Origin of the sequence: Candidatus Aquicultor secundus, assembly GCF_002791875.1 — a bacterium.
Taxonomy (GTDB): Bacteria; Actinomycetota; Aquicultoria; order Aquicultorales; family Aquicultoraceae; genus Aquicultor_A; species Aquicultor_A secundus.
This window is the reverse complement of the sequence record NZ_PFNG01000164.1, coordinates 1-15,986: the sequence shown is the minus strand read 5'-3', so window position 1 is coordinate 15,986 and position 15,986 is coordinate 1. Positions and strand designations below refer to the sequence as shown.

Annotated in this window: 15 protein-coding genes; all 15 read right to left on the bottom strand. The window is 50.3% G+C overall.

The window, feature by feature from the left end; genetic code table 11:
• On the bottom strand, nt 1-513 hold a 513-nt coding region (gene thpR / locus COY37_RS06830; RefSeq protein WP_286976943.1), incomplete at its 3' end, for an RNA 2',3'-cyclic phosphodiesterase.
• A complete protein-coding gene (locus COY37_RS06825) occupies nt 513-1,781 on the bottom strand; it encodes a competence/damage-inducible protein A (RefSeq protein WP_286677401.1) in 1,269 nt (422 codons plus the stop codon). The genes COY37_RS06825 and thpR, both read right to left, overlap by 1 nt.
• A 1-nt stretch (nt 1,782) precedes the next feature.
• Nucleotides 1,783-2,340 (bottom strand): CDP-diacylglycerol--glycerol-3-phosphate 3-phosphatidyltransferase, encoded by a 558-nt coding sequence (gene pgsA / locus COY37_RS06820; protein WP_286677402.1) that lies wholly within the window; start codon nt 2,338-2,340, stop codon nt 1,783-1,785.
• Between the two features lie 36 nt (nt 2,341-2,376).
• Nucleotides 2,377-3,714, bottom strand: coding sequence for a 30S ribosomal protein S12 methylthiotransferase RimO (rimO, locus tag COY37_RS06815; protein WP_286677403.1), 1,338 nt, complete (start codon nt 3,712-3,714; stop codon nt 2,377-2,379).
• Nucleotides 3,715-3,957: 243 nt separating this feature from the next.
• Nucleotides 3,958-4,299 carry an RNA-binding regulator gene (rbp, locus tag COY37_RS06810; RefSeq protein ID WP_286677404.1) on the bottom strand — a complete coding sequence of 114 codons (342 nt, stop codon included), beginning with the start codon at nt 4,297-4,299 and terminating at the stop codon, nt 3,958-3,960.
• A gap of 36 nt (nt 4,300-4,335) precedes the next feature.
• Complete coding sequence (locus COY37_RS06805) at nt 4,336-5,556, bottom strand: DEAD/DEAH box helicase (protein WP_286677405.1); 1,221 nt, start codon at nt 5,554-5,556, stop codon at nt 4,336-4,338.
• A 224-nt stretch (nt 5,557-5,780) separates the two neighbouring features.
• Entirely contained in the window at nt 5,781-6,278 is a 498-nt protein-coding gene (locus COY37_RS06800; RefSeq protein WP_286677406.1) for a YajQ family cyclic di-GMP-binding protein, read from the bottom strand.
• Between the two features lie 3 nt (nt 6,279-6,281).
• Entirely contained in the window at nt 6,282-7,118 is an 837-nt protein-coding gene (locus tag COY37_RS06795) for a helix-turn-helix domain-containing protein (protein ID WP_286677407.1), read from the bottom strand.
• A 135-nt stretch (nt 7,119-7,253) separates the two neighbouring features.
• On the bottom strand, nt 7,254-9,419 hold the full coding sequence (locus tag COY37_RS06790; RefSeq protein WP_286976935.1) for an FtsK/SpoIIIE family DNA translocase: 2,166 nt from the start codon (nt 9,417-9,419) through the stop codon (nt 7,254-7,256).
• Between the two features lie 8 nt (nt 9,420-9,427).
• Nucleotides 9,428-10,258 (bottom strand): undecaprenyl-diphosphatase UppP, encoded by an 831-nt coding sequence (uppP, locus tag COY37_RS06785; RefSeq protein WP_286677409.1) that lies wholly within the window; start codon nt 10,256-10,258, stop codon nt 9,428-9,430.
• A gap of 18 nt (nt 10,259-10,276) precedes the next feature.
• The gene (locus COY37_RS06780; protein ID WP_286677410.1) at nt 10,277-11,953 is read right to left on the bottom strand and encodes a ribonuclease J; all 1,677 of its coding nucleotides are present in this window, start codon (nt 11,951-11,953) and stop codon (nt 10,277-10,279) included.
• A gap of 42 nt (nt 11,954-11,995) precedes the next feature.
• The gene (dapB, locus tag COY37_RS06775; RefSeq protein ID WP_286677411.1) at nt 11,996-12,781 is read right to left on the bottom strand and encodes a 4-hydroxy-tetrahydrodipicolinate reductase; all 786 of its coding nucleotides are present in this window, start codon (nt 12,779-12,781) and stop codon (nt 11,996-11,998) included.
• Nucleotides 12,782-13,123: 342 nt separating this feature from the next.
• Nucleotides 13,124-13,504 carry an SCP2 sterol-binding domain-containing protein gene (locus COY37_RS06770; protein ID WP_286677412.1) on the bottom strand — a complete coding sequence of 127 codons (381 nt, stop codon included), beginning with the start codon at nt 13,502-13,504 and terminating at the stop codon, nt 13,124-13,126.
• A complete protein-coding gene (locus COY37_RS06765) occupies nt 13,489-14,460 on the bottom strand; it encodes a class I SAM-dependent methyltransferase (RefSeq protein WP_286677413.1) in 972 nt (323 codons plus the stop codon). The genes COY37_RS06770 and COY37_RS06765 overlap by 16 nt, the downstream gene beginning before the upstream one ends.
• 153 nt (nt 14,461-14,613) lie before the next feature.
• Nucleotides 14,614-15,879, bottom strand: a complete 1,266-nt coding sequence (locus tag COY37_RS06760; RefSeq protein ID WP_286976929.1) for a M16 family metallopeptidase — start codon at nt 15,877-15,879, stop codon at nt 14,614-14,616.
• Between the last annotated feature and the right edge of the window lie 107 nt (nt 15,880-15,986).

The following is a 15,986-nucleotide window of genomic DNA, read 5'->3' as shown; positions in this document are numbered from 1 at the left end:
TTTCAGGTGGCTTTCGAATATTGTTAACCCGTCCACATTGATCACGCGGCCGGGGAATGTTTCGGGTGGTATATGTGATAAGGCCTCATCGACCGGTTTTGTGACTTTTAGTCTGGCGAGCGTGATATGGGGCTTGAGCTCTTTAAGCTCGGGCTTGTAGCCGAGGGGTTCCAGGGATATTTCTATCGCCTTACCGAGTTCAACGAGTTCCGGCGCGCCGTGATAGATCCCCACCCAGATTACGCGCGCCTTTCTGGCGTTTGGGAACGCGCCCATCTCGCCGAGAGTAAAATAGAATTTTCTGAATTCCTGTACGGCGACCTCTACAGCCGTCTCGATCGCATCGACCTTATCTTCAGGCGTGTCGCCCAGAAATTTAAGTGTGAGGTGGATGTTATCTTTTGCGACCCAGCGTGCGGTGCTGTCGAGCCGGTTTTTAAGGGTTTCCGAAATATCGTTAAGCATATGTTTAATTTGTAAGGGCAGCTCGATACCTATAAATAGGCGTAGCATTACGACGTATCACCCGCCGGTTGCTCAAAGTTGTCCAAAATGTAGTAGCGAAGCATATCAAGTGCTGCGTTGGCGCTTTTGAGCCGAATAATATCTCTTGAACCAAAGAAGACAAACTTGTTGGTATAGCTTGTAGCCTTGTGATATAACCCAATATATACTAGTCCAACAGGTTTGTCGGCGGTCCCCCCGCTTGGTCCGGCTATCCCCGTTATGCTAAGGCCGATATCGGCTCCGAACTTTTCACGAGCGCCTGCAGCCATCGCGAGAGCGGATGCAGCGCTTACGGCGCCGTGCCTGAGGAGGGTTTGATTTGACACGTTCAGAAGAGACTCCTTTGCACCGTTACTATAAGAGACAATACTCCCCAGGAAATATTCTGAACTTCCGGGTATGTCGGTTATTTTTTTCGAAGCTAAACCACCGGTACATGATTCAGCCAGGGCCAGTTTAAGGCCGTGTTTCTTAAGTAGATCGCCTACTACTTCTTCGATTGTCTGATCGTCAAACCCGAAGACGATATTGCCAAGACGCTCTGTGAATTTTGCTTCAGCTTCGTTGAGCGTTCGTGAGACAATATTCTCATCTGTTCCTCTAGCCAGGAGCTGCAGCTGAATCTCGCCCGGTGAAGCGATAATACCGACGCTTATATCGGGAGAGGCGGTCATCAGATCCTCGACGTGTTCCTGAAGCGATGCCTCAGTCCTGGCCGTTGTGCGCAAAACCCGCAGCCTATAATACTCGCCATTGCTGAATTTTGACTTAAGCCACGGGATGACGTCGTGCTCTATCATGGCTTCCATTTCGCGCGGAACCCCTGGGAGCGATACGATGTATTTACCGCCTTTATCCAGCAGGATACCGGGGGCGCTGCCTATGGTCGGTGTAATTGCAGTAGCGCCTGACGGCAGGTATGCCTGCCGAAATGTGATCTCAGGCAAGGGGTTATTCCGCGTCCCGTATCGTTCCTTTATTACCTCTGCAAGATACGGCCGGTACTCGAGTTCGCAGCCCACGGCCTCACATATAGCCTCACGGGTGATATCATCTGCTGTCGGGCCTAATCCGCCGGTCACTATGACCCCATGCGCGTCTACGAGCGACTCGCTGATGGCTTTTGCTATTAAATGCAGGTTATCGGGCACGCTCACCTGGCAATTGCAAGTAAAGCCTTCGCGGCCTAGTCTCTTTGCTATGAATGCGGCGTTTGTGTTTACCGATAGGCCGAGCGTTAACTCTGAGCCGACCGTTATAATGTGGTATTGCATCTTATTTACCTCGCGCCTCGGACGGCTGGGACAAAACAGTGCGAGATTTAATGAAGTAGTCGATTCCCGAAAGGATCGTCAGGACTACGGCTACGAACATCAGCAGCCACCCTAAGGATTTTCCGAATATCCCTATTGGAACATTTAGGATAATTACAATTATAGCAATAATCTGCGAAATAGTTTTTATCTTTCCCCATTTACTTGCCGGGATTACTTTATTTTCGGCCAGGGCCGCCAATCGTAGGCCCGTTACGGCAAGCTCCCTGGCTATAATTATCACAACAACCCATGCGGAAAGTTTATAGAGCTGGACGAGAGAGATCAGTGCGGCGGATACCAGCAATTTGTCGGCAAGGGGGTCCATGAGCTGGCCGAAGACGGTTACCTGCTTATGCATTCTCGCGACGTAGCCGTCGATTGTGTCGGTGATGGCTGCAAATGTGAATATCGCTGCGGCGATGTAGGAGCCTGCAGGTTGGGGCGCCAAAAGCAAGAATGCCATAAAAATGGGCACGAATAGTATCCGAGATATGGTTATTTTATTTGCCAGGCCCACCTAGTCCTCCGTCACAAATCAATAATCAGATAATAATTAGATAACAATTTTCCCGTGAAAATCACAGCCGTCAAACTCGTCGATATATACTTTGATAATTTGGCCTGGATGTGACGAGCCGGTGACATAGGTAAACCCATCCACCTCTGGGGCTTGCCACCAGGCTCTAGCCTCAAATAGACCTTCTTCGGATTTCACGATGTTTTCAATGAGCGCATCGTGAACTTTTTCGACTCTCTGCAAACTTCGCCTTTGGCTTAGCGAATCCTGCAAAGCGCTTAATTCATGGTATCTTTCTTTAACGGTGTCTTCGGAAACCCTACCTTTGAGTTCGGCCGCTTTTGTCCCCTCTTCAGGGGAGTATTCAAAGACGCCGAGGTAATCGAAGTCGGCTTTCTTAACGAACTCGATTAACTCCTCGAAGTCCGCATCCGTTTCACCCGGGAAGCCGACAATAATTGAAGTCCGCAGCACTACGTCGGGGATCATCCGGCGCAACCATGCGATTTGTCCCAGGTAATCAGAACCCGCACCATGGCGGTTCATGGCGCGTAGAATCTTCGGGCTTGCGTGCTGGAACGGGATATCGATATACGGCAGAATTAAACGGTTGCCGTTTATTACCTCGATGAGTTCATCGTTTATGTTGTAAGGCTGCAAATACAAAAGCCTTATCCACTCTGCGTTGGTAAAGCCGGTAAGGGTTTTGAGCAGGTCGGTGAGGCTTTTTCGCTCGTAAAGATCATATCCGTAGTTGCCGGTGTCCTGTGCGATGATATTTATTTCTTTTATTCCGTTGGCGTCGAGCCAGTGCGCCTCTTTGACGACCTGCTCTATGGGCTTGCTCTTATAAGTGCCTCTTATTAACGGGATGGCGCAGTATGAGCACCTGTTGTTGCAGCCATCCGCTATCTGCAGATACGCATACGGCAGACTTGAGAGAATCCGCTGGGGATACGCGGAAAAATCGCGTACCGGTGAAGCCGGGCCATTGCCGGTAGCTATATCATTGCCGGTAACCGTACCGTTCTTGAGCATATCCGCTATCTCATATTCCCTGGATATATCGACTACTAGATCGATTTCAGGGATTTCTTTTAAGAGCTCGTTATAGTATCTCTGGGCAAGGCAGCCGGTTACAACGATTTTTTTCTTTTTCGGGCCGTTGTTTAACTCAACCAACTCAAGGATGGTATTTATGGATTCTTGTTTTGCGGCTTCAATAAAACCGCAGGTATTAATGATAATATAGTCTGCGTTTTCAGGGTCTTCTGTTAAGGATAATCCGCTTTTAACGAGGGAACCTTTTATGTGTTCGCTGTCTACTGAGTTTTTTGCGCAGCCCAGGGTGATAACCGTGGCTTTTTCTAGCAAAATGCGATTTCCTCCTAACAGGGTTCTTAGGAATAGCATTATACAGGGTCATGTGTCCGGAAACCAGACTGATGCAGATTATGTGCGGCGGGCTTGTAGGTCGGGATAAAGGTTGCCATGAGAGACTTACATACGGCGGTGAGAATCATGGACGACAAAAAGAGCCCTTTAAAGGACTCTTTTTGTTAAATATCAAATAGGGTAAAGCTTGAATCGACTATCAATCTACAGGTCGATTACGATTTAATACCTGCAGCGACCACCGCCGCCGCCGCGACCGCCGCCGCCGCCGAATCCGCCGCGACCGCCACCGCGACCTCCGCCGCCGGGACGACGCTCTTGCGGTTTCGATTCGCTTACTTTAATTGTTCTTCCATCGATTTCTGTGCCGTTCATCGCTTCGATTGCGGCCTGGGCTGCGTCTTCGCTTCCCATCTCGACAAAACCGAAACCTTTGCTCCTACCGGTATCCCGGTCCATAATAACGTTGACTGATTCCACCTCTCCAAATTGAGAAAATTTTTCCCTGAGTTCGTCCTCAGTCGTGGTGTAGGCAAGATTGCCTACATAAAGTTTTGTTGCCATTTAAGGCTCCTTTCCCCGGCAGCGCCGGAACTATTACTAACGGCGTTTCGTCCGGCGCTTCATGCTACGTCTAGCTCCGCCGTCGTAAGCCAGTCGCGTTGCCACTTGGGCTGTGCGAGTTGGGTTTGGTGTAAACCGCGCCATGTATTCAAAACCTGAAAGATCTTTCTGTTTCAGTGTTTTCCCAATTAAGGCCTCAATATCACGCAAATTGCCAACCTCTTCCGCCGATAGGAAACTAACGGCTGTACCACGCGCACTTGCACGCGCTGTACGCCCGATACGGTGCACGTAATCCTCAGGATTCGACGGGATATCAAAATTAACGACATGTGAAATGCCCTCAACATCGATACCGCGCGCTACGATATCGGTGGCGACGAGCACATTATAGCGGCCCGCCTTGAAACCATCTAACGCAGCTTGTCTTTGCGATTGGCTGCGATCGGAGTGCATTGTCGCCACCCCGACGTTCCGGCGTGACAGCACCCGGAACAAGAAATCGGCCTTGCGTTTTGTTCTGGTAAAAACGAGTACCTTTTTTAATTTTTGCCGCTTTACGAGTTCAATGAGCAAATCGGCTTTTTGCATCGCGTTCACCGGATAGACGATTTGCTCTATTGCCTCAACGGGTGTACAGCGTGGGCCGATCTCGATTGAAACGGGTCGGTCAAGTGTATCACCCACGACATCGAGCACCTTTGGCGATATTGTTGCCGAGAACAGCAGGTTTTGGCGCTTTTTAGGAAGAGCGCTCATGATGCGCTTGACATCGGGCCAAAACCCCATATCAAGCATGCGGTCCGCCTCGTCGAGGATGAACACCTCAACGCCCGAGAGGCTGACATCGCCGCGTCGCATCATATCGAGCAATCGACCCGGCGTTGCTACCAGCATATCTACACCGCGCTTCACCTTGCGGCCTTGCGGTGCGTATGGTACACCACCGAATACGGCGGCTATTTTATGGTTGGTTTGAAGGGTACAGGCAGTTGCTACCTCTTCGATTTGGATGGCAAGCTCGCGGGTCGGCGTTACGATCAGCGCCTTGATCCCTTGCTTGCGGCTGATCCTTTGAAGCGTTGGAAGGACAAAAGCGGCGGTTTTGCCGGTGCCTGTCTGAGCGCAACCGATGATATCCCTGCCGGCCAATGCCTGCGGGATAGCTTTTCGCTGGATAGGCGTGGGTTCGATGTATCCCATCACCTCTACCCCATTAACCAGGGGCGATTCCAGCCCTAAACGTTTAAACGACATATACTACTCCTTAACGTGCGTCTACGTAATAAATCGCACAACTTAGTTATTAGACGCAGTTAACTCCGAAAGGTCCTAGGGATTTCAAAATACAAGGACATCTTAGCAGGTAATAAATGCGGCTTTTATAAGTATACGCGAAAAATCCACTTAAAGCCAGCACTATACAATAAAGGTCAAATTGAGCAGCTCGGATTGAACTCCGAGTTAGCGATACCAGACGCTTACCTATAGTTGGTAAATTGTAGCGGGAGCCCGAAGTCGTGGTCTTTAACCAGCTGAATTACGGCTTGAAGGCCGTCCTTGCTTTTTGCGCTGACACGCAGTTTTGTGCCTTCGATTGCAACCTGCACTTTTAATTTGGAGTTCTTAATAAACTTGTTGATCTCTCGGGCTTTATCGGCGTCGACGCCTTGCTGGATGGTTGCCGTTTGTCGAACGGCTCCACCGGATGCGGGCTCGGGTTTTTTGTATTGCAGGGTTTTAAGATCGATCCCACGGCGTACCAGCTTGGTGTGCAACACATCCTGAACGCTGCGCAATTTATACTCATCGTCCGCATCTAAGACAATCTCGTTCTCGTTTTTGTCCCAGGAGATCTTGCTCTTACTGTTCTTAAAATCGTACCTGGTCGAGATTTCTTTATTCGCCTGGTTAACGGCATTATCGATTTCTTGTAAATTTACCTCTGAGACTATATCAAACGAACTATCTTTTGCCATGCTCTATTTCTCTCCAGTGGATTCTTTTGTACTTCCGGCCTTATACGTTTTATCAAAGATTCCGTTAACGGTCTTTAGCTTATTTTTTGACTGGCGCTTACCATCTACCATGACTTCAAGCCCGCTAACATTTCCTATGCGTACCCGAATAGATTCGCCGCCCTTGAACTGTTTGGTTACTCCATCATTGATGACGCCCTCATATTTTTTTTCGCCATCGACCGAAATTCTAGCCCATGAGCCTTCACCATTGATGCCGGTTAGCTTGACGACAATACTGGTTTTTTGCCCGGAGTCGGTAGTTGAGCTACTGCTGCCGGAATCGGCCGAGGCGGTTTTATTGTTATTGCGGCTTTTCTTCGCAGTCGTGCTCGTTGTTGCCGCTGCGACGACGGTGTCGACCGGTTTTCGCGTCTTAACATCCTGGACAACCACTTTTGGATCTTTGGATGCATGTTGCACCCAGGCGCCCCACGCGATCAGCGAGATAAACAAAACACCGATTGCGCCCGCAACAACCGCGGCGATCATCCACGGCGGCCTTGTCTTTACTCTGACCCTCATATTTGCCGATACGTGTCCCAAATCATCGGCACTTTTCTGCTCGTACAAACTTTTGTATTGTTGCACGAGAGGTTCAGGATCGACTCCCAGGTAAGTCGCATACGTTTTAATGAATCCCTGCGTGTAGACGCTCCCCGGGAGGTAGTCAAAGTAATCCTGCTCGAGGGCTTCAACATATTTTGCTCTTATTTTTGTATCGAACTCAACTTCTTTGATGCTCTTACCGAGCTTGATACGGGCTTCCGATAGTACTTGTCCGATTGGCTCTTTATTCATTAATGACCCCCAAGGCAAGCCCCACTCCAACGTTTTAACGCCAAACTATGTCTCATAACTTAACACAAAACTCTTAATTTTTGAACGTCAAGGCTTGTTTTTTAGTTTGTTGTTTTTTTAATTAGTGTTCTAATGTTAATGTTCACCCTTCCCCACCAACTCATCCAGTTCCTCCAGTGATAGCATTACAGCACGAGGTTTGTTCCCCTCGTATGAGCCGACGATGCCTTTTGCCTCCATCATGTCGATGAGTCGCGCCGCTCTTGAGTAACCAAGCCGGAGCCTCCTCTGGAGCATCGATACAGAGGCCTGGCCCGCATTAACGACTATCTTAATCGCGTCGTTCAGCATGGGGTCGTCAAAGTCAAATCCATACTGCGAGCGCTTATCCGCCAAGATCTCCCGTCGGTACTCAGGTTTTGCTTGTTTCTTGCAGTAGGTCGTAACCAGTTCGATCTCCTGCTCTGTCACGAAGGCGCCCTGGATGCGAACCGGTTTTGATACCGAAGGCGTTGAATAGAGCATATCGCCTTTGCCCACCAGCTTTTCCGCACCCGGCGTGTCGAGGATGACCCTTGAATCGATCTGGGACGAAACGGCGAATGCGATACGGTGCGTAATATTGGCTTTAATAAGACCCGTGATGATATCGGTTGACGGTCGTTGGGTCGCGATGATGAGATGAATCCCGACGGCTCGCGCAAGCTGGGCGATTCGAACGATTGCGTCCTCTACCTCGCTTGCTGCGACCATCATCAAATCCGCTAACTCGTCGATGACTATGAGCATGTAGGGCATCGGCGGGACATCGTTGTTTTTTTGCTTTGAAATGATGGCATTGTACTGGTCGATGTTTCGCGCGCCGACCTCCGATAATACCTGGAACCTGTCCTCCATCTCACCCACCGCCCAGGTCAATGCAGTTGCCGCCTGTTTCGGGTTGATGACGACAGGCGTTATAAGATGCGGTATGTCCGCGTAGAGATTAAGCTCAACGCGCTTGGGGTCGACAAGGATCAACTTAACCAGATCGGGTTTCGCGCGGGCCATGATCGACATGAGGATGGTGTTTACGCAAACGCTTTTGCCGGAGCCGGTGGCACCGGCAATTAAAAGGTGCGGCATGTCGCCGATATTGGCCAGAATCGGTTGGCCCGAGATGTCCTTGCCAACACCGATGGTAAGTATCGCTTTGTGATCCTGAAACTGTTGCGTATTGAGTATGTCGCCGAGCGTTACCATCTCGCGGTACTGGTTCGGCACTTCGATACCGATGGCGGATTTTCCCGGGATAGGCGCCTGGATGCGAACGTCCGCCGTTGCAAGCGCAAGCGCTATATCATCCGATAAGTTTAAAATGCTGTTGACCTTAACGCCGGATGCAAGCTGCAGTTCGTACCTGGTGACCGTCGGGCCTTTGATAACCTTTGTTACCCGTGCATCTACATCAAAATCGCTTAAGACGCGCTCCAGCGCCTGACTGTTTTCCTTGACGCCCTTGTGGGCCTTCAGGCCGCCGCCGGATGTTCTCTTAAGCAGGTCTGGAGACGGTAAAAGATATGTGGTCGCGCCCTCCAACTGCTTATCCATATCTATCTTGAGCTGCGTGGTCGGTTTGCTAAGCATTGAGTTATCCATAACGACCGGTTGAATTGGCTCGTGGTATTTTGGTCCTTGCTTGATCATGACCGGAGTGTCGATTTCAGTTCGCTGTTCTTTAACCTGCTTAATCTTGGGTAGTTTATCCTTCTTAGACCGGATTTGGTCGTCGAGCTTTTTGCCTACCTCCTGGCCCTTTTCGGCCGCGTTGTTAAGTAATGCGCCGATGGAGAACTCGGTGATCATAACGACGCCGATAAGCACTCCCGCGCCGAAGATAATATAAGACCCGAGGTCTGCGAATAAGAAGCGAACGACGTATGAGATGGAAGCGCCGAATATCCCACCGTATTCAAAGAGATTTTTTTGCGCGAATTGCTGGGATAATGGGACGCGCAGGTGAATGAGTGCAAGAGAGCTTAAAAATGCCAGCGCACCGCCAATGGCGACCATCTCTGATTTAAGGTCGACCCTGCGCATGATAAGACCGAACCCGGCCCCGATCATGCCAAACGGCATGGCGTAGCGTGCGATGCCAAAAAGCCACTTAAGTGTTTGCTCGATCATTTTTCCTGCGATGCCGGATGAATGCGAAAAGAGGCTGACTAATACGAGGGCGCCGACGGTAATCATGGCGATACCGTAGACCTCCTCGATATGCTCGGGTTGGTTGTTGGTCGTCTTCTTGCTCGTTCTTGCCACGACGCTCCCTACTTCAATACTTTTAGTGCCGTTAAGGCTATGGTTGTTGCTCCAAGGGCGAAACAATACAGGGCAAAAACGTATAAACTATGCTTCTTAAGATAATCCAAAAAGTACTTAATTGCAAAGTAGCCGGTAATTGCTGCAGTGACAAATCCTGCAATTAAAATGGCGAGTTCGCCGCCGTGGACGCCCGCCGAAGCGACTTCTTTGATCTTCTCAAGCGCCGCTGCGACAATAACCGGAATCGAGAGCAAGAACGAAAATCGTGCGGCTTCCTCTCTGGTCAGACCCCTAAAAAGGCCCGCCGCAATCGTGCTGCCCGACCTTGAGATACCCGGAAGTATAGCCAGACCCTGGACGAAACCGATGAAAACGACATCGGTTGTCTTGAGATCGTTGACGCTCTCGGCTCTTTTCCCTATTCTTTCGCCGGCGACCAACAAAACCCCGGTTATTAAGAGAAATATCCCGACATAGGAAGGTGTTTTCAGGGTATCTTCAAGCAGTTTTTTAATAAAAAGGTAGACAATCCCGGTAGGGATCGTCCCGATGATTAAAAACCAGGCCATGCGCCGGTAAGGATCGTTCCCTATTTTTCGCTCGAAAATACTTTTGATCAGCGCGCTTGCCAGCTTGCTCACGTCTTTATAGAAAAAGGTCAGCACCGCCATCAGCGTACCGAAGTGAACGATTACGTCGTAAGTTACGTTGGCTTCGGGATTAACATGCCAGCCCATGTAGAGCGGAAACAACACAAGATGCGCGGAGCTGCTTATCGGAAGAAACTCGGTGAGCCCCTGGATGATCCCTAGAATCGCTGCCTGGATTACATTCACTAGTACCTCTTTTTCTTTTTACACTTCAACTATGATAGGCATGATCATCGGACGGCGTTTTATCTTATCATATATGTAAGAGCTTAGTGCCCTTCTGACGTCGGCTTTCAGGACGGCCCAATCGGTGATGGCATCGGCGGCTGTTCTCTCAAGGGTCGCGACTACTCTATCGCGCGCCTCATCCAGCAACTCCCCCGACTCCTTCACATAGACGAACCCGCGCGTCACGAGATCCGGGCTGCCTACGATAGTGCCGGTTTGCTTGTCTACGGTTACGACGACTATTAGAATACCATCGCTTGCAAGCTGCTGGCGATCGCGCAGGACGACATCACCGATATCCCCCACGCCGAGCCCATCGACCAGGATCACTCCCGCCGTGACGCGCTCTTTCATCTTCGCCGAGCCGTTGCCGTCGAACTCGATGACATCGCCGTTGCTTGCGATGAAGATGTGGTCTCTGGGTATTCCAAGCTCAAGCGCGAGCGCCGCATGATGTTTAAGGTGCCGGTACTCGCCGTGGATCGGAACAAAATACTTGGGCTTTGCCAGGTTTATCAAGAGTTTAAGCTCTTCCTGAGCCCCATGACCCGAAACATGAACTCCCGAGATCGACCCGTAGTAAACATCGGCGCCGCATTTAAACAGGCGGTCGATTGTCTGGAATATGGACTTCTCGTTTCCGGGGACGGCGCTTGCGGAGATTATCACGGTGTCGCCGTCTTCAATCTCTACCCATTTATGCTCGTGGTTAGCCATCCTTGCGAGCGCAGATAAAGGTTCGCCCTGGCTACCTGTTGAAAGCACGCATATCTGTTTCGGCGAGTGCCGCTTCATCTCGGCGGGATGAATGACGATCTTTTTTGGAACTTTTAAATAGCCGAGCTGCTCGGCTATCTCCACGTTATTCACCATGCTGCGACCCGTGATGACGATTTTTCGGCCATATTTGTGCGCGGTGTCTATTACCTGCTGGATGCGGTGAATGTGCGAGGCGAAGCTGGCAACTATGATCCTGCCCTTTGCCTTGTCGAAGATCCTGCGTAGTCCGTCTCCAACGACCCGCTCAGACGGCGTGAAACCCTCGGATTCGGCATTCGTGCTGTCTGAGAGAAGCGCAAGAATACCCTTTTCCCGAAAGGAGGAGAGCTTATCGAACTCTATGGTGTTACCGTCTATCGGTGTCTGGTCCAGCTTAAAATCCCCGGAATGCAACACGAGGCCGATCGGCGTGTGAATTGCGATACCGATGCCATCGGGGATGGAATGGCTCGTCCTGAAAAACTCCAGCCTGAAACAGCCGATGTTGACGGGGTTATTCGGGTGAATTTCAATAAGCTTTGTAGACCCGAGAAGGTGGTACTCTTCAAGCCTTACTTTTACAAGGCCGAGCGTGAGACGGGTGCCGTAAACCTTAGTGTCGATCTCCTTCAGAAGATACGGAAGCGCCCCGACATGGTCCTCGTGACCGTGGGTTAAAACAACAGCCCGCAATTTATTCCTATTTTTCTTTAAATACGTAAAATCCGGCAATACTAAATCGATGCCGAGCATCTCATCTTCCGGAAACATAAGCCCGGCGTCGATGACGATCATGTCATCACCATACTCGATCACGAACATATTCTTGCCAACCTCACCTAACCCACCCAGTGGAATCAGGCGAAGTTTGGCTTTGTTATTATTTTTCGCCATGCGGCAGAAATCACTCCTAACTAAAATTCATACACTGAAATATTACAAATCCATTATTTTATCGAGGCCTACTGTAACGCCGGGATATTCCTGGACGGCTTTTATCGCCATCAGCACACCGGGCATAAATGATGCGCGGTCTATCGAGTCGTGCCGGATGGTAAGAACCTGCCCTACCCCTCCGAAGATTACCTCCTGGTGGGCCACAAATCCCGGTAGCCTCACGCTGTGGATGTGCACGTTCTCGTATTCCGCGCCCAGCGCGCCCTCGATGATCTCGTTTGACTTTACCTTGGGCGCCTTGATCTTCGGCGCAATGAGCCTTGCGGTTTGCACCGCTGTTCCTGACGGTGCGTCCCTTTTCTGATCGTGATGAAGCTCGATGATCTCGGCCCGGTTCATATAGCGGGCGGCCATCTCGGCAAACTTGAGCATCAAGACCGCGCCTATGGCAAAGTTGACCGCGAGAATCGCATGGACGTTGTTCTCGGCGCAGAGATTTTTAATCTCGGCTCTATCGTCCTCAGATAACCCGGTTGTCCCCACGACCAGATGAAGGCCGCTTTTCGCTGCGGCGCGAGCGTTATTCATAACCGCGCCGGCATGCGTAAAATCTACGAGTACATCGGCCTCATTATCGGCCAGGATGTTATCCAGACCGTCAATAGTTATTCCAACCGGTGTTCGCCCAAGCAGGTCTCCGACGTCTTCGCCTATATCGTCGACATCGACAGCTGCATATAGCTCGGTATCGGGGTCGTCCATGACGGCCCTGCATAGCTCTCGGCCCATCTTCCCCGCAGCTCCCGTTACAATAACTTTTATCATCAAGTACCTCCGACATTTTTCACAAATTCTTTAACACCATATTATACATGCTTTTTAAAATGTGTGCTTTTTAAATACATGCTTTTTAAAATGTATGGTTTTTACACTCTCTCGATATCGTGCAAGGACCAGAAATCTGCAAGCAGATTCTCCCTATTTTACCAGTCTGGACGCTATTTGTATTCCATTTGTCTTCTCCTCGCTCTCCAGGGATGAGGCATTGCTATTGGTCTCATTTTGTCACGGTTGCGAATATACGGGTAAAAATAAACAAACCTATAAATGTAAGGAGGCGAAAAATAATGGAAGAACGCAGACAAGAAGCGCGGTGCTCTTCTCCGATTATGCGACTACGTTGTTTTGTTTGCTCAGCGACTTGAGCAGCACCTCGAGCTTTAAAATAGTCGGCAAATGGCCGCTGGCTTGGATGCGCTTTTTCTTGAAAGCATCAAGAGCCGCCCGCACGCTGCCGTTCGTCAGCAGGTCGCGAAAGTCGTCCACCTGCGCGGTGAGCGTGCACTTAGGCTCCTTTGTCTTGCCCCTCTCTATTACCGGAGTATCGGTTAGATCAAGCGTCCAGTAGCCGCCGTTTTCTCCCGTTAGCTCGATGCCGATAACCGCGTTAACGCGGCGCGCGATATCGGGCTGCTCGACTAAAATTTTGGGGACCATATGATCAAATACCTGCTCGGCGATATGATTGGCGGTTAGTCTTTCTTGCATAGGCACCCCTTTCCGGAATGGAGGACGATGTTTTCTCTGGTTAAGGGCAGGGCCGGACGTAGATCTCCGCAACTGATCTTGCGGCAGAGGATTTGGTTGCAAAGCGTATGGCTGGTTTCAAACCCGACGATGTAGCCGGCCATGAACACCAGGAACTCGCGATATGTTTCTTCTGGTACGATGTTATCTACAAGCATGGCTTCGTTTTCCTGCAGCCTTTCAAGCCAGCGCTCAACCGTTAGCTGATAATGGCGGGTGATGTTTTCATGGTCGAGGATCTCAAAGCCGCTTTTCTCAAGCGCCTCCATTAACTCCCACAGGCTTTTCCAGTAACCCACGCCGAAATGCTCTTTTACCATCTCGCCGACCTCAGAGGAGATGCCCTGCAGCTCTTCTTCCCTAGCACTCCAAGGCTTGGTCATCCCGTGGACCAGCATAAGCCCATCTTCCTTTAAGAAAGGTGCGCTTTTGCTGAATACCCGGTGAAGATCATCCATATGCTCGATTGCGCCTATCGTGACGATTTTGTTGAAGAACTCGCGTGGATAGTCCATGTTATAGACGTGGACGACGTCGGCGCGCACCTTGTCTTTAAGGCCCCGCGCCTCGGCAACGCTGTTAACGAACGCCGCCTGCTCCTTGGAGACCGTAATACCTACGGCCTGGCAGCCGAAATTTTCCACCGCGTAAAACAGGAAGCTTCCCCAGCCGCAGCCGATATCAAGGATCGTATCTTCCTTCTTGAGATCAAGCTTTTTCGCCGTCAACAGCAGTTTGTTTTCCTCGGCCTCTTCAAGGGTATTGTCTTCATCTGCGAAGTATCCGCACGAATATGCCATGCGCGGTCCGAGGAACCCCGCGAAGAACTTTGGCGGTAAGTCGTAATGCGATGAGACTGCCTTCGCCTGAAAGTCTATAAGATCGCGCAGATCCGAGTTTAAAGACTCTGCCTTCAACTTACTTACCCCTCCTTGCGCTTGTTAAGATTACTCGTTTATCTTACCCAAACGCCGAATTTTAAAACCAACATTACAGTTAAGTAATGTGATATTAAGGGTAGCACTTAACTAATAATTAAGCGGATTTATGGTCGATAGTCAATGGGTAAATTACACTACCAAGTGTGCTAGGTTTTCGAGCTCGAATGGACCGATGATTGTCAGGACCATTTTCTCGGGGTTGAAGAGTTGCTGTGCGAGTTCGGTCACACCGTCTTTGGTTACCGCTTCGATACGCTCGACCAGCTCATCCAGGGAGAGAATCTCCCCGCCGATTATCGCGAGTTTTCCGAGGCGCGTCATCCTGCGGCCCGTGCTCTCAAGCCCTAGAACGAGCTGACCTTTTAAATGCTCTTTTGAACGGTATAATTCTTGATCGGTTATGCCGCCATTCAAGATATCCTGCAACTGCTCCTGGATAAGTTTTACGACCGCTTCGGTATTTTCAGGCGCGGTCCCAGCGTAGCTTGCAATAAAGCCCGCGTCTTGATAGAGCGAGTGGTAAGAGTACGTCGAATAGGCCAAGCCCCGCTTCTCTCGGATCTCCTGGAAAAGACGCGAACTCATGCTGCCACCCAGGATGTTATCGAGGATCGAGAGCGTAAACCGGCGCTCGTCTTTAGCGTGAATGGCTTCCGCACCCAAAACGATATGGGATTGCTCGGTCTTTTTGGTAAAGACATCGATCTTTTTCTCGACCCTTGGAGTAAATTCCTTACGCGCCGGTTTTTTACCGGGCGCAAAATTGAAATGCTGCCGGGTAAGCTCGACCATCTTGTTGTGGTCGATGTTGCCGGCCGCGGCGACAATCAAATTGTTCGGGACGTATTCCTGATGATAAAAGCCCAGGGCATCGTCCCTGGAGACATTTTTAATTGTTTCAAGGTGCCCGAGTATGGATTTGCCCAGCGGATGCTCCGTCCATAATGATGTCGCAAACAGGTCGTGGATACGCTCGTCCGGACTATCCTCATGGAGGTTGATTTCCTCAAGGATTACGTTTCGCTCCGAGTTGATATCATCTTCGGCAAACTTCGGGTTCTGGATCATGTCGGCCAGGATCTCGGTACCCTCGGACACGTGCTCGTCAAGGAGGCGTGAGTAGTAGCACGTGTATTCCTTGGCGGTAAACGCGTTAAGCTCGCCGCCCAGCGTATCGAACGCCTCTGAGATCTCCCTGGCCGTTCTGGTCTTTGTTCCTTTAAACAGCAGGTGCTCGATGAAGTGAGACATTCCATTGATCGGCTCGGTTTCATCCCGCGATCCGACACCGACCCAGAAGCCGATAGCGACCGAGCGCACTTGTGTCATGCGCTCGGTAATAACGGTTATTCCCGATGGTAAGGCTGTTCGCTGGAAAAACTGGTCGTTACTCATTCCGGCTTCCTTTAACTTCAAGGTTTAAGGCCTGCAGGCTTATTTTACCCTGCTTGTCGGTATCGATAACCTCAACCTCTATCTTGTCGCCGACGTTAACGACGGAT

Excerpts from the sequence above, each read along its gene's own strand:
- COY37_RS06825 (WP_286677401.1), bottom strand. The coding sequence starts at position 1,781 with ATGCAATACCACATTATAACGGTCGGCTCAGAGTTAACGCTCGGCCTA.
- rbp (WP_286677404.1), bottom strand. The coding sequence starts at position 4,299 with ATGGCAACAAAACTTTATGTAGGCAATCTTGCCTACACCACGACTGAG.
- COY37_RS06805 (WP_286677405.1), bottom strand. The coding sequence starts at position 5,556 with ATGTCGTTTAAACGTTTAGGGCTGGAATCGCCCCTGGTTAATGGGGTA.
- COY37_RS06800 (WP_286677406.1), bottom strand. The coding sequence starts at position 6,278 with ATGGCAAAAGATAGTTCGTTTGATATAGTCTCAGAGGTAAATTTACAA.
- COY37_RS06795 (WP_286677407.1), bottom strand. The coding sequence starts at position 7,118 with ATGAATAAAGAGCCAATCGGACAAGTACTATCGGAAGCCCGTATCAAG.
- COY37_RS06780 (WP_286677410.1), bottom strand. The coding sequence starts at position 11,953 with ATGGCGAAAAATAATAACAAAGCCAAACTTCGCCTGATTCCACTGGGT.
- dapB (WP_286677411.1), bottom strand. The coding sequence starts at position 12,781 with ATGATAAAAGTTATTGTAACGGGAGCTGCGGGGAAGATGGGCCGAGAG.
- COY37_RS06770 (WP_286677412.1), bottom strand. The coding sequence starts at position 13,504 with ATGCAAGAAAGACTAACCGCCAATCATATCGCCGAGCAGGTATTTGAT.
- COY37_RS06760 (WP_286976929.1), bottom strand. The coding sequence starts at position 15,879 with ATGAGTAACGACCAGTTTTTCCAGCGAACAGCCTTACCATCGGGAATA.